The 19,571-nt window shown below is 72.8% G+C and carries 15 protein-coding genes; 12 read left to right on the plus strand and 3 right to left on the minus strand.

Features of this window, described 5'->3' with window-relative positions; all coding sequences use genetic code 11:
• Positions 1 to 215: 215 nt before the first annotated feature.
• The gene (gene hemW / locus ABZX40_RS17380) at positions 216 to 1,448 is read left to right on the plus strand and encodes a radical SAM family heme chaperone HemW (protein WP_355731526.1); all 1,233 of its coding nucleotides are present in this window, start codon (positions 216 to 218) and stop codon (positions 1,446 to 1,448) included.
• A 102-nt stretch (positions 1,449 to 1,550) separates the two neighbouring features.
• Positions 1,551 to 2,123: a Uma2 family endonuclease gene (locus ABZX40_RS17385; protein ID WP_355731528.1), complete on the plus strand. Its 573-nt coding sequence runs from the start codon at positions 1,551 to 1,553 to the stop codon at positions 2,121 to 2,123.
• Here ABZX40_RS17385 and ABZX40_RS17390 read toward each other — a convergent pair.
• Entirely contained in the window at positions 2,107 to 2,922 is an 816-nt protein-coding gene (locus tag ABZX40_RS17390) for a DUF3097 domain-containing protein (RefSeq protein WP_355731530.1), read from the minus strand. The two genes, ABZX40_RS17385 and ABZX40_RS17390, sit on opposite strands and share 17 nt — an antisense overlap.
• A gap of 42 nt (positions 2,923 to 2,964) precedes the next feature.
• A complete protein-coding gene (locus tag ABZX40_RS17395) occupies positions 2,965 to 3,696 on the minus strand; it encodes an MBL fold metallo-hydrolase (RefSeq protein ID WP_355731532.1) in 732 nt (243 codons plus the stop codon).
• A gap of 196 nt (positions 3,697 to 3,892) precedes the next feature.
• On the opposite strand from ABZX40_RS17395, the gene hrcA reads away from it, so the two are divergent.
• The 8 genes from hrcA to ABZX40_RS17435 all read left to right on the plus strand — a co-directional run bounded on the left by hrcA (position 3,893) and on the right by ABZX40_RS17435 (position 14,404).
• On the plus strand, positions 3,893 to 4,909 hold the full coding sequence (gene hrcA, locus ABZX40_RS17400) for a heat-inducible transcriptional repressor HrcA (protein WP_355731534.1): 1,017 nt from the start codon (positions 3,893 to 3,895) through the stop codon (positions 4,907 to 4,909).
• A complete protein-coding gene (dnaJ, locus tag ABZX40_RS17405; protein WP_355731536.1) occupies positions 4,910 to 6,046 on the plus strand; it encodes a molecular chaperone DnaJ in 1,137 nt (378 codons plus the stop codon).
• A 968-nt stretch (positions 6,047 to 7,014) separates the two neighbouring features.
• On the plus strand, positions 7,015 to 8,091 hold the full coding sequence (locus ABZX40_RS17410; protein WP_355731538.1) for a nitronate monooxygenase: 1,077 nt from the start codon (positions 7,015 to 7,017) through the stop codon (positions 8,089 to 8,091).
• A complete protein-coding gene (locus tag ABZX40_RS17415; RefSeq protein ID WP_355731540.1) occupies positions 8,088 to 8,831 on the plus strand; it encodes a 16S rRNA (uracil(1498)-N(3))-methyltransferase in 744 nt (247 codons plus the stop codon). The genes ABZX40_RS17410 and ABZX40_RS17415 overlap by 4 nt, the downstream gene beginning before the upstream one ends.
• A 148-nt stretch (positions 8,832 to 8,979) precedes the next feature.
• The gene (locus tag ABZX40_RS17420; protein WP_355731542.1) at positions 8,980 to 9,555 is read left to right on the plus strand and encodes a hypothetical protein; all 576 of its coding nucleotides are present in this window, start codon (positions 8,980 to 8,982) and stop codon (positions 9,553 to 9,555) included.
• A 99-nt stretch (positions 9,556 to 9,654) separates the two neighbouring features.
• The gene (locus ABZX40_RS17425; protein ID WP_355731544.1) at positions 9,655 to 12,855 is read left to right on the plus strand and encodes a S41 family peptidase; all 3,201 of its coding nucleotides are present in this window, start codon (positions 9,655 to 9,657) and stop codon (positions 12,853 to 12,855) included.
• Between the two features lie 280 nt (positions 12,856 to 13,135).
• The gene (locus ABZX40_RS17430; RefSeq protein WP_355731546.1) at positions 13,136 to 13,489 is read left to right on the plus strand and encodes a histidine triad nucleotide-binding protein; all 354 of its coding nucleotides are present in this window, start codon (positions 13,136 to 13,138) and stop codon (positions 13,487 to 13,489) included.
• Between the two features lie 6 nt (positions 13,490 to 13,495).
• Positions 13,496 to 14,404: a ribonuclease Z gene (locus ABZX40_RS17435; protein WP_355731548.1), complete on the plus strand. Its 909-nt coding sequence runs from the start codon at positions 13,496 to 13,498 to the stop codon at positions 14,402 to 14,404.
• Here the strand turns inward: ABZX40_RS17435 and ABZX40_RS17440 are convergent.
• Positions 14,401 to 15,648 carry an MFS transporter gene (locus ABZX40_RS17440; RefSeq protein WP_355731550.1) on the minus strand — a complete coding sequence of 416 codons (1,248 nt, stop codon included), beginning with the start codon at positions 15,646 to 15,648 and terminating at the stop codon, positions 14,401 to 14,403. The two genes, ABZX40_RS17435 and ABZX40_RS17440, sit on opposite strands and share 4 nt — an antisense overlap.
• Positions 15,649 to 16,143: 495 nt before the next feature.
• Here ABZX40_RS17440 and ABZX40_RS17445 point away from each other — a divergent pair, with 495 nt between their 5' ends.
• Together ABZX40_RS17445 and ABZX40_RS17450 are read left to right on the plus strand one after the other, a co-directional pair.
• Positions 16,144 to 17,265 (plus strand): PfkB family carbohydrate kinase, encoded by a 1,122-nt coding sequence (locus ABZX40_RS17445; RefSeq protein ID WP_355731552.1) that lies wholly within the window; start codon positions 16,144 to 16,146, stop codon positions 17,263 to 17,265.
• 160 nt (positions 17,266 to 17,425) lie between these two features.
• Entirely contained in the window at positions 17,426 to 19,567 is a 2,142-nt protein-coding gene (locus ABZX40_RS17450) for a PhoH family protein (protein ID WP_355731553.1), read from the plus strand.
• Positions 19,568 to 19,571: the final 4 nt, after the last annotated feature.

Consider the following 19,571-nt stretch of genomic DNA (forward strand, 5'->3'; position numbering starts at 1 on the left):
CCCCCCAAGCCATCAACTCGACAGGGGGAGAGAGTCATGCCAACTCCGGAGGCCGGGCGCCCCATTGCGGGGCCACCAAGAAGGTAATGGGGGGGGACGAGGGGCAGGACGGCCGTCCCTGACCACCGCCCGGACGACCGCCCCGGGACCCGGCATCGGTGTGCGGGACAGACGACCGGCCCGGGACCCGGCATCCGTGCGGGACAATGGAGGACATGCCCTCCGCCCTTCCCGACGGCGACCCCGTCCCCGCCGACGGCTCGCTGCCCGCGTCCGCGCTCGCCGGGGCCGCGGACCGCCCCCTCGGCTTCTATCTCCACGTCCCGTACTGCGCGACCCGCTGCGGCTACTGCGACTTCAACACCTACACCGCGACCGAGCTGCGCGGCTCGGGCGGCGTCCTCGCCTCCCGGGACAACTACGCCGACACCCTGATCGATGAGATCCGCCTCGCCCGCAAGGTCCTCGGCGACGACCCCCGCGAGGTCCGCACGGTCTTCGTCGGCGGCGGTACGCCGACCCTGCTGGCCGCCGGTGACCTCGTCCGGATGCTGGGGGCGATCCGTGCCGAGTTCGGGCTCGCGGCGGACGCGGAGATCACCACCGAGGCGAACCCGGAGTCGGTCGACCCGGCGTATCTGGCGGCCCTGCGCGAGGGCGGCTTCAACCGGGTCTCCTTCGGTATGCAGAGCGCCCGCCGGCACGTCCTGAAGGTCCTGGACCGCACCCATACCCCCGGCCGCCCCGAGGCATGCGTGGCGGAGGCCCGCGCGGCCGGCTTCGACCACGTCAACCTCGATCTGATCTACGGCACCCCCGGCGAGTCCGACGACGACTGGCGCGCGTCCCTGGACGCGGCCCTGTCCGTCGGTCCGGACCACATCAGCGCCTACGCCCTGATCGTCGAGGAGGGCACCCAGCTGGCCCGCCGGATCCGCCGCGGCGAGGTCCCGATGACCGACGACGACGTCCACGCCGACCGCTATCTGGTCGCCGACGCCGTCCTCGCGGAGGCCGGATTCGACTGGTACGAGGTGTCCAACTGGGCCACCTCGGACGCCGGGCGCTGTCTGCACAACGAGCTGTACTGGCGCGGCGCCGACTGGTGGGGCGCGGGGCCCGGCGCCCACTCCCATGTGGGCGGGGTGCGCTGGTGGAACGTCAAGCACCCGGGCGCGTACGCGGCGGCACTGGCCCAGGGCCGCTCACCGGGTGCGGGCCGTGAACTCCTCTCCGCGGAGGACCGCAGGGTGGAGCGGATCCTGCTGGAACTGCGCCTGCGCGAGGGCGTCCCCCTGGCCCTGCTCCGCAAGAAGGGCCGAGAGGCCGCCGAGGACGCCCTGGCCTCCGGCCTCCTGGAACCGACCCCGTACGCGGAGGGCCACGCGGTCCTGACCCTGCGGGGACGGTTGCTGGCGGACGGGGTGGTCAGGGATCTGGTGGACTGATCACCCGGGGGAGTGACGCGGCGCGGAACGGGAGTTCGGGCCCTAGCCTGATCCGTAGGCTGTCCGCGTTCTTGCGGCGGCGGAGAGCGGAGGATCACGGAGATGACCGCTGTGGATGATCGCCAGACGCACGAAGCCTACGAGAGTCTCGTCATTCCCGAAGGCTTCAAAGCCGAGCTCATCCGGGGGGAAATCGTGATGATGGCCGGGCCCGACAAGGTCCACAACCGTATCGTCCAGTCCGTGCAGGACCAGATCCCCGCCGACCGCTGGGACCGGCTCCAGACTCAGGACGTGGCCTTTCCTGAGCTGAACAGCGAGCCCCAGCCGGATCTCGTCGTCATGGAACTCGGCGCTGACGACAGCGCGGGACGCCTCGTCCCCGCCCCGGCCGTGACCCTGCTGCTTGAGGTCGTGTCCCGGACCAGCGCCAACCGGGACTATGTGCGCAAGCGGGCCCTCTATGCCGCGGGACGCATTCCCGTGTACCTCATCATCGATCCGTTCCAGGCCAAGTGCGTCGTGCTGTCGGAGCCGTCCGGTGACGGACTCACGGCCGACTACCTGGACGAGCACTCCCGGAAGTTCGGGGACCCGGTCTGGCTGCCCCTCGTCGAGATCGAGCTGGACACCAGCAAGTTCGGCACCCTCCCACCGCTCACTCTGGTGCCGTGACGAAATCGATCAGCTCCTCCACCCTCCCCAGCAGCTCCGGCTCCAGGTCGCGGTAGGAGCCGACCCGTTCCAGGATCGCCTGCCAGACCGCGCCCGTGTTCTCCGGCGGCCAGCCCAGTGCCCGGCACACGCCCGTCTTCCAGTCCTGGCCGTGGGGGACCTTCGGCCAGGCGGGGATGGAGAGGGCGGCGGGCTTCACCGCCTCCCAGATGTCGATGTAGGGATGGCCCACCACCAGGGCGTGGTCGCTGGTCACGGACTGGGCGATCCGCCACTCCTTGGTGCCGGGCAGCAGATGGTCCACCAGGACGCCGAGACGGGCGTCGGGGCCGGGATCGAACGCGGCGACGATCGCCGGGAGGTCGTCGACGCCCTCCAGGTACTCCACGACCACGCCCTCGATCCGCAGATCGTCGCCCCACACCTTCTCGACCAGCTCGGCGTCGTGCCGTCCCTCGACATAGATACGGCCCGCGCGGGCCACCCGCGCGCGGGCGCCCGGTACGGCGACGGAGCCGGAGGCGGTGCGGGTGGGCCGTACCGGAGCCGTGCCCGTGCCGGACGGGCGGACCAGGGTGACCACCCGGCCCTCCAGCAGAAAGCCGCGCGGCTCCAGCGGGAAGACCCGGTGCTTGCCGAAGCGGTCCTCCAGCGTGACCGTGCCCGCCTCGCAGCGGATCACCGCGCCGCAGAAACCGGTGCCGGGCTCCTCCACCACGAGACCGGGGTCCGCGGGGACCTCGGGAACGGGCTTCGGCTTCTTCCACCCAGGGGTGAGATCCGCAGAGTACTGGCGCATTCGGATGACGATAGTTCCGGGCGGGGAGAAGCCGGTGCCCGGTCAGGGCGACACGCCGAAACGGGCCGCCAGCGCGGCCCGCTGTTCCCGGACGAACGCCGCCCCCACCACCGCCCCGTGACCGGGCACATACAGGGCGTCCTCGCCGCCCAGCGCCAGCAGCCGGTCCAGCGCCCCCGGCCACCGCTCCGGCACGGCGTCCGGCCCCGCCTGCGGAGCGCCCGACTCCTCGACCAGGTCACCGCAGAACACCACCGCCGGATCACCCGGCACCAGCACGGCCAGGTCGTACGCGGTGTGCCCGGGACCGGCGTTCACCAGCAGCACCCGCGGGCCGCCGCCCAGGTCGAGGGCCCGCTCGCCGGTGATCTCGTGGGCGGGGGCGGACAGACGGGCGGCGGCCCGCGCCGCGTCCGCCTCCGGCAGCCCGTGGCGCACCGCGTCCGCCCGCAGCTCCTCCCGCGCCCCGGGGGCGGTGAGCGCCGCCGCCAGCCCCGTCGCGCCGAACACCTCCGCCTCCCCGAACGCCGCCATGCCGAGCACATGGTCGAAGTGCGGGTGGGTGAGCGCGAGATGGGTCACCGGGCCGTCCGCCAGCCGCCGCGCCTGATCGCGCAGTGCCGTGCCCTCGCGCGCGCTCGACCCCGCGTCGATCAGCAGCGCCCCGCCCGCGCCGCGCACCAGCCCCACCGTGCAGTCCCAGCCCGGCAGCCGGGACCGTCCGACGCCGGACCGCAGCCGCTCCCAGCCCAGCTCTTCCCAAGTGACCCTCATACGGCGACGCTAGCGGTACGCCCCGCCCCACAGCCCCGTACGGCCCGTCCGGACCGGCCTTGCCCGGCCCGCACCCCACCGCCGTACACTGGGCCGGGCAGGGTTGGCACTCGGTGATGCAGAGTGCCAGGGACAGTGCCGGGGTAGACGGTGGTGGACGGGGCGCGGGACGACGGCCGCAGGAGGTGTGCGCGGGATGCTCAGTGAACGAAGACTTCAGGTGCTGCGCGCCATCGTCCAGGACTACGTCGGCACCGAGGAGCCGGTCGGTTCCAAGGCGCTCACCGAGCGGCACAACCTGGGCGTCTCCCCGGCCACCGTGCGCAACGACATGGCGGCCCTGGAGGACGAGGGCTTCATCGCGCAGCCGCACACCTCCGCCGGGCGCATCCCGACGGACAAGGGCTACCGCCTCTTCGTCGACAAGCTCGCCGAGGTCAAGCCGATGTCCGGCGCCGAGCGGCGCGCCATCCAGAGCTTCCTGGACGGCGCCGTCGACCTCGACGACGTCGTGGGGCGCACGGTACGGCTGCTCGCCCAGCTCACCCGGCAGGTCGCCGTCGTCCAGTACCCCTCGCTGACCCGGTCCACGGTCCGCCATGTCGAACTGCTGGCGCTGGCGCCCGCGCGCGTGATGCTGGTGCTGATCACCGACACCGGGCGGGTCGAGCAGCGGCTGGTGGACTGCCCGGCGCCGTTCGGCGAGGCGTCGCTCGCGGATCTGCGGGCCCGGCTCAACAGCCGGGTGGCCGGCCGCCGCTTCCCGGATGTGCCGCCCCTGGTCCAGGATCTGCCCGAGAGCTTCGAAGCCGAGGACCGGGGGACCGTCCAGACGGTACTCTCCACACTCCTGGAGACGCTGGTCGAGCAGACCGAGGAGCGCCTGATGATCGGCGGCACGGCCAATCTCACCCGCTTCGGACATGATTTTCCCCTCACCATCCGCCCCGTCCTGGAGGCGCTGGAGGAGCAGGTCGTCCTCCTCAAACTGCTGGGCGAGGGGATGGATTCGGGCATGACCGTCCGGATCGGTCATGAGAACGCCCATGAGGGACTCAACTCCACCTCCGTCGTGTCGGTGGGCTACGGTTCGGGCGGCGAGGCGGTTGCCAAGCTCGGCGTGGTCGGACCGACCCGCATGGATTACCCGGGAACGATGGGAGCGGTACGCGCAGTGGCACGGTACGTCGGACAGATCCTGGCGGAGTCGTAAGTGGCCACGGACTACTACGCCGTTCTCGGCGTGCGCCGCGACGCGTCGCAGGAAGAGATCAAGAAGGCGTTCCGCCGGCTCGCACGCGAGCTGCACCCGGACGTCAACCCCGACCCGAAGACCCAGGAGCGGTTCAAGGAGATCAACGCCGCTTACGAGGTGCTCTCGGACCCGCAGAAGAAGCAGGTCTACGACCTCGGCGGCGATCCCCTCTCGCAGGCGGGCGCCGGTGCGGGCGCGGGCTTCGGCGCGGGCGGCTTCGGCAACTTCTCGGACATCATGGACGCGTTCTTCGGCACGGCGTCGCAGCGCGGACCGCGCTCGCGCACCCGCCGGGGCCAGGACGCCATGATCCGCATCGAGATCGAACTGGACGAGGCCGCCTTCGGCACGACCAAGGACATCCAGGTCGACACGGCGATCGTCTGCTCCACCTGCAACGGCGAGGGCGCCGCCCCCGGCACCACCGCGCAGACCTGTGACATGTGCCGCGGCCGGGGCGAGGTCTCCCAGGTCACCCGGTCCTTCCTGGGCCAGGTCATGACCTCCCGCCCCTGCCCCCAGTGCCAGGGCTTCGGCACGGTCGTACCGACCCCCTGCCCGGAGTGCGCCGGCGACGGCCGGGTCCGCTCCCGGCGCACCCTCACCGTGAAGATCCCGGCCGGTGTCGACAACGGCACCCGGATCCAGCTCGCCGGTGAGGGCGAGGTCGGCCCCGGCGGCGGCCCCGCCGGTGACCTCTACGTCGAGATCCACGAACTGCCGCACTCCGTCTTCCAGCGCCGCGGCGACGATCTGCACTGCACGGTGACCATCCCCATGACCGCGGCCTCCCTCGGCACCAAGGTGCCGCTGGAGACCCTCGACGGCATGGAGGAGGTCGACATCCGGCCCGGCACCCAGTCCGGCCAGTCGATCCCCCTGCACGGCCGGGGCGTCACGCATCTGCGCGGCGGCGGACGCGGCGATCTCATCGTCCATGTCGAGGTGCAGACCCCGACCAAGCTGGACCCCGAGCAGGAACGGCTGCTACGGGAGCTCTCCAAGCTGCGGGGCGAGGAGCGGCCCACGGGCCAGTTTCAACCCGGCCAGCAAGGGCTGTTCTCCCGACTGAAGGACGCGTTCAACGGGCGCTGAGACGCCGGGAGGGGATGGGGCGGCTGCCGCCGGGGCTTCGGCTTCGGGTCCGGTGGGCGGCCCGGTCTTCGGGGCGGTGCGGGGCGGTTCGGTGCGGGGCTGGTCTGCGGTCCGGGGCCGCACGGTCTGCGGCCGGGTGCACGGTCCGGTCCCCGGCGTGGTGCGGGGCTGATCTCCGGCGTGGTGCGGGGCTGGTCTCCGTCCGGTGTCGGCCCGATGCGCGGTCCGGTGTACGCGCCCGGTCGGTCTCCCTCCGGCGCGGCGGGTGGTCCGTGGTCCAGGGTGCGACTTGGTGGGCGGTCCCGAGCCTGACCGGCGCGGTCCACGGCGTGGCTCCGTCCGCCGGCCCGGAGCGTCGCCCGGCGCGGTCCAGATCCGACCCCGTCCGGCCGAGGGTGACCTGGCGTGGTCCGCCGCGTGGCCCCGTTCAGCCCGGAGCCTGACCCTGGCGTGGTCCAGAGCCAGCCCTCCGCCCGGCCCGGAGCGCCGCCCGGCGTGGTCCACCACTGCGGCCCGTCCGGCCCGAGCGTGTCCCGCCGTCGTCCCAAGCCAGCCCCGCCCGGCGTGGCCCAGGGCCGACGCCACCCGCCCCCCACCGTCGCCCGGCGTGGTCCGGAGTCCCACCCCGTGCCGTCCACACTCCGACCCTGCGTGGTCCAGAGCCCGGCCCCCGCGTGGTCCACGACGTGACCCCCGTCCGGTCCCCAGCGCCACCCCGCGTGGTCCACAGCATCGCCCCCACCCGGTCCACACCGTGACCCCGCATGGTCCACAACAGCGCCCCCACCCGGTCCGCACCGTGACCCCGCATGGTCCGGAATCCGGCCCCGTCCGGTCCACCCCACCACCCCACCCCCCGGCCCCGAAATCCGCCCCCGCGTTTGTCCCCATCCGTCCCCATGCCTCTGGCCTATGCCGGGCGTAAGGGCGGATTCGGAGCTTCACGGGGGACGTGACAACATGCGGTCATGTCCTCCGCGCTGACCGATCTCTTTCCGCACCCGATCGTGCAGGCCCCCATGGCGGGCGGCGTCTCCGTGCCGCATCTGGCGCTCGCCGTGTCCGAGGCCGGTGGGCTCGGGTTCCTCGCCGCCGGGTACAAGACGGCCGACGGCATGTACCAGGAGATCAAGCAGCTGCGCGGGCTCACCAACAAGCCCTTCGGCGTCAACCTCTTCATGCCCCAGCCCGACACCGCCGACCCCGCCGCCGTCGATGTCTACGCCCATCAGCTGGCCGGTGAGGCCGCCTGGTACGAGGCCGAGCTGGGCGACCCCGACAGTGGCCGCGACGACGGCTACGACGCCAAGCTCGCCGTACTCCTCGACAACCCCGTACCCGTGGTCTCGTTCCACTTCGGGGTGCCCGCGCCCGAGGTCCTGGAGTCGTTGCGCCGGGCCGGGACCCTCACCCTGGTCACCGCCACCACCCCCGAGGAGGCCCTCGCCGTGCAGCGGGCCGGGGCGGGCGGTGTGATCGCCCAGGGCCTGGAGGCCGGTGGCCACCAGGGCACCCACCGCGACCTCGCCGAGAACGACGGCTCCGGACTCGGCCTGCTCTCCCTCGTCGCCCAGATCCGCGAGGCCGTCGCCCTGCCGATCGTGGCCGCCGGCGGCATCATGCGCGGCTCCCAGATCGCCGCCGTCCTCGCCGCAGGCGCCCAGGCCGCCCAGCTCGGCACCGCCTTCCTCATCACCCCCGAGTCCGGCGCCAACCCCCTGCACAAGCGGGCCCTCACCGACCCCCTCTTCGGCCGTACCCAGCTCACCCGCGCCTTCTCCGGCCGCCCCGCCCGCGGCCTGGTCAACCGCTTCCTGCGCGAGCACGGCCCCTACGCCCCCTCCGCCTACCCCGAGATCCACCATCTGACCTCGCCGCTGCGCAAGGCCGCCGCCAAGGCCGGGGACGCCCAGGGCATGGCCCTGTGGGCGGGGCAGGGCCACCGGATGGCCCGGGAGATGCCCGCCGCCCAGCTGATCGAGGTACTGGTCGCCGAACTCGCCGTGACCGGCGCCGCGGTGTCCGCCCAGGGCGGTGCCGGATGACCGCCCCGGTCTTCGTCGTCGCGCACTTCCACGCCGGGGACGGCGGACGGTTCGTGCTGGACGGCGCCGAGGGCCGCCACGCGGTCTCCGTGAAGCGGCTGCGGCCCTGCGAGGACGTGATCCTCACCGACGGCGCCGGACGCTGGGCGGACTGCGTGGTCACCGGCACCGAGGGCAAGGACCGGCTGATCGTCCAGCTGGACAGCGTCGCCGAGGACCCCGCCCCCGAGCCCCGCCTCACCGTCGTCCAGGCGCTGCCCAAGGGCGACCGCGGTGAGGTCGCCGTCGAGACCATGACCGAGGTCGGGGTCGACGCGATCGTGCCCTGGGCCGCCACCCGCTGCATCACGCAGTGGAAGGGCGAACGCGCTGCCAAGGGCCTGGCCAAGTGGCGGAACACCGCCCGCGAGGCCGGTAAGCAGTCCCGCCGCACCCGCTTCCCCGAGATCGCCGCCCTCCACACCGGCAAGGAGGTCGCCGATCTGCTCGCCGCCGCCGACTTCGCCGCCGTGCTCCACGAGAGCGGCGAGAACGCGCTCGCCACGGCCGAACTGCCCGCCACCGGCACGATCGTGCTGGTCGTCGGACCCGAGGGCGGTGTCACCCCCGAGGAGCTCGCGCTGTTCGAGGCGGCCGGGGCCCGGCCCCACCAACTCGGACCGACCGTGCTGCGCACCTCGACCGCAGGCACCGCCGCCGCGGCCCTGCTGCTGGGCCGCACCGGCCGCTGGTCGTCCTGAACGGCCTTCCCCGAACCGCCACTCGCACCGTCACCCGAACCATCACTCGAACCATCACCCGGACTGTCACCCAGAACGAGACCCCGCAATCCCGTGCGCCCCGAAGGCGTACTACCGCGACGGCCCCGACGATGGCACGCTGCCTTCCATGGGGGCAGCAGCGCACCGGGCATGGCGGACGGCACGGCAGACGGTACGGCGGACCCCGGCGGGGCGCCGGGCGCGGCGGGCGGCCGGTGCCGCCCTGGGCGTGCTGCTCGGCGTGGGCGCGACCGTCGCCTGCGAGCCGGTGAACACCCTGTCCACCGCGACGATCACCTTCACCAGCGACCAACTCCTCACCCGGGAACTGGAGCGCCGCGACACCCGGGTGCGCTGGCTCACCTGCACCGCCGACTACGGCGACCGCGCCACCCCCAGCCCCTCCGCGAGCGAGAACACCGTCGCCGATGTCGACTGCGAGGGCCATACCACCGACGGCAAGGACATCACCGTCACCGGCAAGGTCACCCGGGCGGTGAGAGGGGCCTGCATCCGCGGTGACCTCACCGCCAAGGTCGACGGCAAGCAGCTCTTCCAGATCACCGCCCTCGGCGACTGCGACGCCACCGGCGCCCCGCCGGTCAATCAGCCGGGCGGCGGCGCCGGACCCACCGCCACGGTCACCGTCACCCGGACCGTCTACTGCCAGAGCGACCCCCAGTGCTGGCCAGAGGGCAAATGAACCCTCCCTTCCGGGCGCCGGGGCCCGCTCCGCGCCAAGGCCGCGGCAAGTGATCCCAAACCCCTGTGCGGAATCGCCGCACCTGCATAGGGTGATCGGGTGATTCAGTCCCCAGCGCCTGCGTACCTCCGGTTTCCGCATGTCCAGGGCGAGTTGGTCGCCTTCGTCGCCGAGGACGACGTCTGGATCGCCCCGCTGGAGGGCGGGCGGGCCTGGCGCGTCAGCGCCGACAACATGCCCGTCACCATGCCGCGCATCTCGCCCGACGGCACCGCCGTCGCCTGGACCTCCACCCGTGACGGCGCCCCCGAGGTCCATCTCGCCCCCGTCGACGGCGGCCCCTCCCGGCGGCTGACCCACTGGGGCAGCGCCAAGACCCAGGTCCGCGGCTGGACCCCCGACGGCCGGATCCTCGCCCTCTCCACCCACGGCCAGGCCAGCCTGCGCCGCACCTGGGCCCGCGCGCTCCCGCCCGACGGCGGCCCCGCCGAGACCCTCCCGTACGGCCCCGTCGGCGATGTCGTCCACGGCCCCGCCACCGTCCTGCTGTCCGCCCCCATGGGCCGCGAGGCCGCCTGGTGGAAGCGCTACCGGGGCGGCACGGCCGGCAAGCTCTGGATCGACCGCGACGGCGACGGCGGCTTCGTCCGGCTCCACGAGGACCTCGACGGGAACCTGGAGTGCCCGGTCTGGGTGGGGGAGCGGCTCGCGTTCCTCTCCGACCACGAGGGCACCGGAGCCCTCTACTCCTCCCTCGCCGACGGCACCGGCCTGCGCCGCCACACCCCCCTGGACGGCTTCTACGCCCGCCAGGCGTCCGGCGACGGCACCCGGGTGGTGTACGCGTCCGCCGGTGAGCTGTGGCTCCTGGACGACCTGGACCCCGGCACCGCGCCCCGCCCCCTGGACGTACGCCTCGGCGGGCAGCGCACCGACCGCCAGCCCTACCCCGTCAACGCCGCCCGCTGGTTCGGCGCCGCCTCGCCCGACCACACCGCCCGCGGCAGCGCGGTCGCCGTCCGCGGCGCCGTCCACTGGGTCACCCACCGCTCCGGCCCGGCCCGCGCCCTCGCCGCCGACCCCGGCGTCCGCAACCGGCTGCCGCACACCTTCCGCGTCGACGGCGAGGAACGGGTGGTGTGGGTCACCGACGCCGAGGGCGAGGACGCCCTCGAATTCGCCCCCGCCACCGGCACCGCCCCCGACGCCACCCCCCGCCGCATCGGCGCCGGGCAGCTCGGCCGGGTCCTGGAGCTGGCCGTCGCCCCCGACGGCAGCCGGATCGCCGTCGCCGCGCACGACGGACGGCTGCTGCTGGTCGAGCGGGAGAGCGGCGAGATCCGCGAGGTCGACCGCAGCGAGGACGGCGACGTCGCCGACCTCGCCTTCTCCCCCGACTCCGGCTGGCTGGCCTGGTCCCACCCCGGCCCCCGCCCGCTCAGCCAGCTCCGCCTCGCCCACACCACCGACCTCACCGTCACCGAGGCGACCCCGCTGCGCTTCCAGGACTACGCGCCCGCCTTCACCCCCGACGGCAAGCACCTCGCCTTCCTCTCCAACCGCTCCTTCGACCCGGTCTACGACGAACACGTCTTCGACCTCGCCTTCGTCGTCGGCGACCGCCCCCACCTCATCACCCTGGCCGCGACCACCCCGTCCCCCTTCGGACCGCAGCGCCACGGACGGCCCTTCGAGGCGCCGGACAAGGACGAGACCCCCGAGGGCGAGGGCACCCCGGCCACCCGGATCGACCTCGACGGCCTCGCCGACCGGATCGTCCCCTTCCCGGTGGAGGCGGGCCGCTACTCCAACCTCCGGGCCGCCAAGGACGGCGTCCTGTGGCTGCGCCACCCCGTGCAGGGCGTCCTCGGCGCCTCCCGGGCCACCCCGGACGCCCCCGACCCCAAGACCGAGCTGGAGCGCTACGACCTCGCCCAGCAGCGCATCGAGCATCTCGCCGCCGACGCCGACCACTTCGAGGTCAGCGGCGACGGCAAACGCGTCCTGCTGTGGACCGACGGCCGCCTCAAGGTCGTCCCCAGCGACCGGCGGGCCTCCGGCGACGACGACAGCGACAGCAACATCACCGTCGACCTCGCCCGCATCCGCCAGCAGGTCGACCCCGGCGCCGAGTGGCTCCAGATGTACGACGAGACCGGCCGCATCATGCGCGACCACTTCTGGCGCCCCGACATGAACGGCGTCGACTGGACCGCCGTCCTCGACCGCTACCGGCCCCTCGTCGACCGGATCGCCACCCACGACGACCTGGTCGACCTCCTCTGGGAGGTCCAGGGCGAACTGGGCACCTCCCACGCCTATGTCATCCCCCGCGGCCACGGCGGCGGCTCCGCCCGGCAGGGCCTGCTCGGCGCCGACCTCTCCCGCCACGAGGACGGCACCTGGCGCATCGACCGGATCCTCCCCTCCGAGACCTCCGACCCCGACGCCCGCTCCCCGCTCGCCGCGCCCGGCGTCGCCGTCCGCGCCGGGGACACGATCACCGCCATCGGCGGCCGTCCGGTCGACCCGACCACCGGCCCCGGACCCCTCCTGACCGGCACGGCGGGCAAACCCGTCGAGCTGACCGTCTCCCCGGCCGACGGCGGCGACCCCCGCCACGCCGTCGTCGTCCCCCTCGCCGACGAGGAACCGCTCCGCTACCACGCCTGGGTCGCCGACCGCCGCGCCTACGTCCACGACCGCTCCGGCGGCCGTCTCGGCTACCTCCACGTCCCCGACATGCAGGCCCCCGGCTGGGCCCAGATCCACCGCGACCTGAGGGTCGAGGTCGCCCGGGAGGGGCTCGTCGTGGACGTCCGGGAGAACCGGGGCGGCCACACCTCCCAGCTCGTCGTGGAGAAACTGGCCCGCCGGATCGTCGGCTGGGCGGTCCCGCGCGGAATGCGGCCCTACAGCTACCCCCGGGACGCCCCGCGCGGCCCCGTCGTCGCCGTCGCCAACGAGTTCTCCGGCTCCGACGGCGACATCGTCAACGCGGCGATCCGCGCCCTCGGCATCGGCCCGGTGGTCGGCACCCGCACCTGGGGCGGGGTGATCGGCATCGACAGCCGCTACCACCTGGTCGACGGCACCCTGATCACCCAGCCGAAGTACGCCTTCTGGCTGGAGGGCTACGAGTGGGCCGTGGAGAACCACGGCGTCGACCCGGACGTGGAAGTAGTCCAACGCCCCCAGGACTGGGCGGCCGACCTGGACCGCCAACTCGACGAGGCGATAGCGCTGGCGCTGGCCGCCCTGGACACGACCCCGGCGAAGACACCACCGAGGGTGGGCTGAGGGGGCGGGCCCCTTACAACAGGCGGGAGGGGCCAACGCCCTGCTTTTCAGGGGCGCGGGGCTGGTTCCGATGTGCGGCTCCGCCGCGGATACGCCGCAAGGGCCATCGCCCTGCTTTTCAGGGGCACGGGGCTGTGTCGACGTGCGGCTCCGCCGCGTGGGCGCGACCAGCCAGCCACCCACCCGCACTCACCCCCCACCCCCACCACCCCCCACCCCCCAAACACCCACCGACGCTACGATGCAGGTCGTACGCCGCCCACCCCCCGGAGGGACCACCATGGCTGGGGAGCCCCAGGACGACTGCCTGTTCTGCAAGATCGTCGGGGGTCAGATCCCGGCGACCATCGTGCGCGAGACGGAGACGACCGTAGCCTTCCGGGACATCAACCCCCAGGCACCCACCCACGTCCTGGTCATCCCCAAGACGCACTACGCCAACGCTGCCGACCTCGCCGCCGCGGAGCCCCAGATCGCCGCGGACATCCTGCGCGAGTCCCGTGCCGTCGCCGACGACGACCACCTGGAGAGCTACCGCATCGTCTTCAACACCGGCACCGGCGCCGGCCAGACCGTCTTCCACGCGCACGCCCACGTCCTCGGCGGACGCGGCATGCAGTGGCCCCCGGGATAACGCCGGGTGTCCGTCCGTGAACTGGTGGTGCTCGGCACCGCGAGCCAGGTGCCGACCCGCCACCGCAACCACAATGGCTACTTCCTCCGCTGGGACGGCGAGGGCATCCTCTTCGACCCCGGCGAGGGCACCCAGCGCCAGATGCTGCGCGCCTCCGTCGCCGCCCACGACGTGCACCGCATCTGCGTCACCCACTTCCACGGCGACCACAGCCTCGGCCTCGCCGGAGTGATCCAGCGCATCAACCTCGACCGGGTCCCGCACCCCGTCACCGCGCACTTCCCCCGCTCCGGACAGCACTACTTCGACCGGCTGCGCCACGCCACCGCCTACCGCGAGACCGTGTCGCTCACCGAGGCCCCCGTCGACACCGACGGCGACCTCGCGGTGACCCCCGCCTACACCCTCCAGGCCCGCCGTCTCTCCCACCCGGTGGAGTCGTACGGCTACCGGCTGGTGGAACCCGACGGGCGGCGGATGCTGCCCGAACGGCTCGCCGCGCACGGCATCCGGGGCACGGACATCGGCCGGATCCAGCGCGAGGGCACGCTGGACGGGGTCGGGCTCGACCAGGTCAGCGAGGTCCGCCGCGGACAGCGGTTCGCGTTCATCATGGACACCCGGCTCTGCGAGGGCGTCCACGCCCTGGCCGAGGGCTGCGACCTGCTCGTCATCGAGTCGACGTTCCTGGACGAGGACGAGCGGCTCGCCGTCGAGCACGGGCATCTGACGGCGGGCCAGGCCGCCCGCGTCGCCCGCGACAGCGGCGTACGGCATCTGGTGCTCACCCACTTCAGCCAGCGCTACCCCGACCCGGAGGAGTTCGAGCGGCAGGCGCGGGACGCCGGCTTCACGGGCGATCTCACCGTCGCCCACGACCTCCAGCACGTCCCGTTCCCCAAACGCCGGACCTAGCCGCCCTCCCCCGCCGTCCCGGCCGTCCCGTACGCCCGCTGGGAGCTGGGCACGGCCGGGGTGCCGACGGCGATCTCCAGGACCTCCACGGGCTCCTGGGCGCGCGGGCCGCCCGTGCGCACGGCGACCAGGGTCATCGGGACGGCCACCACCGCCAGCCCGGCCGCCAGCACGACCCCTATCGCCGGGAACCCCGCCCACGCGGCCAGCGCACTGCCCACCAGCGGCCCCGCAGCCGTCCCCAGGGACGCCGCCGAGCCCACCAGCACCGCCCACCGGCCGCGCGCGTCGAGCGAGGCGGCGAGACCGATGACATGGGCCAGGACGACCGGATAGACGGCGTTCCAGGCGATCTCACCGACCGCGAACGCGGTCAGACCGGTCGCGGCGGCGCTGAGCGCCATACAGCCGGCGATCAGCGCCGTACCCGCCCCCAGCGACACCGCCGGTCCGAGCCACTGCCCCAGCGCACCCGCCACCAGCACCCCGACCAGCCCCGCACCCAGACCGAGCGCGAGCACCACCCCCACGGTCGCCTCGTCCAGCCGCGCCTGGGTGACGCCGATCCGGCCGCTGACCCCCCACAGCGCGTTCTGCGCCATCGCCCAGAACGGCATCGCGCCGACCAGCAGCAGCCCGTACCGGAGCCGGGCGGGCGGCACGCGCGCGGGCACCGGTTCGGCGGCCCCCGGCACGGACCCGGCCGTACGCGCCTCCAGGCGCCCGGTGAGCGGCCACACCGCCAGCGCGGCCAGCGCCATCACGGCGAACGGCAGCCCATGGCCGGGCCCCAGGTGCGGGGCCGTCACGAACACGGCACCCGCGAGCGTGGACACCGACAGCAGACCGAGCGCGGTCGCCCGGTGCGGTACGGGCCGGGCGGCGATCCCGGTGGCGGCGACCGCCGCCGCCGTACCCGAACCGGCCCCGCCGAGGACCGCGCCGAGGACGACCGCCGGTACGGAGGCGGTCAGCGCCGCGCCGCCGTAGCCGAGCACGGCGAGCGCCAGCCCGGCGCGGGCGAGGAGCCGGGCGCCGATCCGGTCGACCCGGGAGGCCAGCACGAACCCGGCCGACGCCGAACTCAGCAGCAGGGCGCTGCCCATGGCACCGGCCTGGGTGGCGGAGACGGCGAGCCGCGCGTCCAGCCGGCCGACGATGGTCGGAAGCAGATAGGGGGCGAGGTACCCGGCCGTGAACAGGGCGACCAGGGGCCGGGGCGAGGGAGAACGGGGCGCGGACACGGGCGTTCCAAGGCATGCGGAAGGAGCGGCGGAGGTGAGGGGAGCGCGACGACCGTCCAGGGACCAGGGCAAGGACCACGACTGGGACCACGACAGGGACCCGTACAGCGACCAGCACCAGCACCAGCACCAGGACAAGGGCGGGAACGGGGACGCAAACGGGGACCGGAAGGGAACAGGGACGAACCGGAACCCCGACGCCAGGGACGGGAACGCGCGGGCAATTTGTATCAAGCGGGGACAACGGGACGGGAGAGCCGCACGCGTGACGCGCAACATTTTGTTGAGGAGGGGCGTGTCCGCACGGACGAGCGCCCTCACGTACCTCCGGGACCGCTCCCGTACCCCCTCGTACCCCCGCCGTATCCCCTCCGTCCCTCCCCGTACCCCTCCGTACCCCTGACGCGCGCTCCCGCGCGCCCCGCCCCGGGTCACGGACCACTGTCAGTGCCGTGGTGCACACTGACCAGACCCGCACCACGTCAGGGAGCGCAAGTGAACGCCTCCAACGCCACCGCCCGAAAGGCGCCGCCGCACTGCCAGGTCGACCCACTGGCCGAACTCCGCAGACCGGACGACCCCCCGTGGGACGTCTACCTCACCGGCACCGTCTTCCTCGACATCATCTTCACCGGCCTCGACTCGGCCCCCGTGCGCGGCACCGAGTCCTGGGCGCGCGGCATGGGCTCCAGCCCCGGCGGCGTCGCCAACATGGCCACCGCCCTCGCCCGCCTCGGCCTGCGCACCTCCCTGGCCGCCGCCTTCGGCGACGACCACTACGGGGAGTACTGCTGGGACGCCCTGGAGACCGGCGAGGGCATCGACCTCACGCCCTCCCGCTCGATCCCCGGCTGGCACTCCCCGGTCACGGTCTCCATGGCCTACGACGACGAACGCACGATGGTCTCGCACGGCCACGAACCACCCCCCGCCGAAACCACCGCCCCCGACCACCCGCCCCACGCCCGCGCCGCCGTCGCCTCCCTCACCCCCGGCGTCCGCGCCCCCTGGATCGAACAGGCCGCCCGCAAGGGCACCCGGATCTTCGCCGACGTCGGCTGGGACGACACCGGCGCCTGGGACCTGGCCGGCCTCGCCGACCTGGAGCACTGCGAGGCGTTCCTGCCCAACGCCCAGGAGGCGATGCGCTACACCGGCACCGACTGCCCCCGCCGCGCCGCCCACGCCCTGACCCGCCACGTCCCGCTGGCCGTCGTCACCCTGGGCGCGGAGGGCGCCTACGCGGTGGACGGCCGGACCGGCGAGACCGCCGAGGTGCCCGCCATCGCCGTGGAGGCCCTGGACCCCACGGGCGCGGGGGATGTGTTCGTCGCCGGATTCGTCACCGGCACCCTCGCCGACTGGCCGCTCGCCGACCGCCTCGCCTTCGCCGGGCTGACCGCCGCGCTCTCCGTCCAGGAGTTCGGCGGCTCGCTGTCGGCGCCCGGCTGGTCGGAGATCGCCGCCTGGTGGCGCACGGTCCCGTCCCTGCCGGGCCAGGACCCCACGGCCCTGAGACGGTACGCGTTCCTGGACGGCCTGGCCCCCGGCGAACGCGCCAGACCCTGGCCGCTGCGCAGGGCGGTCCCCACCATCGGTTTCGGCCGTACGACCTGACCCCGGCCCGACCCCGCCCTGACCCCCTCGGGACCCGGAGCGACAGCCGCCGAAAAGCCCTACGGCGATGTCAGTGCCCCGTCGTACCCTGGGAACCGCGAGGCCGCCCTCAGCGACGCGGCCGTATCAAGGAGGAAAAGCAGGCGATCTGCGCCGGCCCATGACTCAGACACCCACAGCTCACACCCCCGCGCAGCAGCAGGCGAGAGCAGAGATCACGGTCCCCGCCCAGCACCCCATGGTCACCGTCCTGGGGTCCGGCGACTCGCTCCTGCGCGTGATCGAGAAGGCCTTCCCGGCAGCCGACATCCATGTCCGGGGCAATGAGATCAGCGCGACCGGTGACCCGGCGGAGGTCGCCATGGTCCAGCGCGTGTTCGACGAGATGATGCTGGTGCTCCGCACGGGGCAGCCGATGACGGAGGACGCCGTGGAACGCTCGATCGCCATGCTCAAGGCGAGCGACAACGGGGAGAGCGACGGGGCGGAGACCCCGGCGCAGGTGCTGACACAGAACATCCTGTCCTCGCGAGGCCGCACGATCCGCCCCAAGACCCTCAACCAGAAGCGGTACGTCGACGCCATCGACCACCACACCATCGTCTTCGGCATCGGCCCCGCCGGTACCGGCAAGACGTATCTGGCGATGGCCAAGGCGGTCCAGGCCCTCCAGTCCAAGCAGGTCAACCGCATCATCCTGACCCGCCCGGCGGTGGAGGCCGGCGAGCGCCTCGGCTTCCTCCCCGGCACCCTCTACGAAAAGATCGACCCCTACCTCCGCCCCCTCTACGACGCCCTGCACGACATGCTCGACCCGGACTCCATCCCCCGCCTGATGGCAGCCGGAACAATCGAGGTGGCACCGCTGGCGTATATGCGTGGCAGAGCGCAACCCGTTTTCACGAACGTGTTGACACCGGACGGCTGGCGGCCCATTGGTGACCTTCAGGTCGGTGACCTGGTCATCGGCTCCAACGGAGAGCCGACCCCGGTCCTCGGCGTCTACCCACAGGGCGAGAAGGACATCTACCGCGTCACGGCCCAGGACGGCTCCTGGACCCTGGCCTGCGGTGAGCACCTGTGGACGGTCAGGACGCGGGACGACAAGCGCCGGGACAAGCCGTGGCGGGTCCTGGAGACCCAGGACATGATCGGGAACCTGCGGGCGGGGCATTACCGCCGGTATGAGCTGCCGATGCTGACAGCTCCGGTCAGTTTCCCGGAGCGAGAGGTTCCGATGGACCCGTACGCTTTGGGTCTGCTCTTGGGTGACGGTTGTATCACCGGCAACATCACACCGATGTTCAGCACCGCCGACTCAGAGTTGGCATCTGCGCTGGAGACGGCCATCCCCGGCGTCAGGGTGCGTCACCATGCCGACTACAGCTACTTCCTGAATCGTGTGCCCACTCCGGGTGCTGCTGGTAGCCGGGTGTCCAATCCGGTCACGGCAATGCTGCGTTCTCTGGATCTCCTGGGCACACGTTCGCAGTCAAAGTTCGTACCGGATGACTACCTGCACAATTCTGCGGGAGTCCGGCTTGCTGTGCTCCAGGGTCTTCTGGACTCCGATGGCGGCCCCGTAACCCAGAAGGGCCGCACTTGCCGGGTCCAGTACACGACTACCTCCATCCTGCTCCGCGACGACATGATTGCACTCGTCAGGTCGCTGGGCGGGGTCGCGTACTCGCGCCGCCGAGCTGCCCAAGGGCGTAGTCCCGGAAAGGCCAACGGGCGAGATGTCCACCACCGCCGAGACACCCACGTCGTCGACATCCGCCTCCCCGAAGGCATCGAACCCTTCCGTCTCACCCGCAAACGCGACAAGTACCACGCGGCCGGTGGCGGCGGGCGTCCGATGCGGTTCATCGACGCGATCGAACCCGCGGGGCGGGAGGAGACTGTCTGCATCCAGGTGGCCGCCGAGGACTCGCTGTACGTCACACAGGACTACCTGCTGACGCACAACACCCTGAACGACGCCTTCATCATCCTGGACGAGGCTCAGAACACGAGTCCCGAGCAGATGAAGATGTTCCTCACCCGGCTCGGGTTCGATTCGAAGATCGTGATCACGGGTGATGTGACCCAGGTCGATCTGCCGAACGGGACCAAGTCGGGGCTGCGGCAGGTGCAGGACATCCTGGAGGGGCTGGACGACGTGCACTTCTCCCGGCTGTCGTCGCACGACGTCGTCCGGCACAAGCTGGTGGGCCGTATCGTCGACGCGTACGAGCAGTACGACAGCCAGAACGGCACGGAGAACGGCGCCCACCAGGGTGGTCGGAACAAGCGGAAGTAGACAA

The organism is Streptomyces sp. NPDC004610 (genome assembly GCF_040609715.1).
GTDB lineage: Bacteria > Actinomycetota > Actinomycetes > Streptomycetales > Streptomycetaceae > Streptomyces.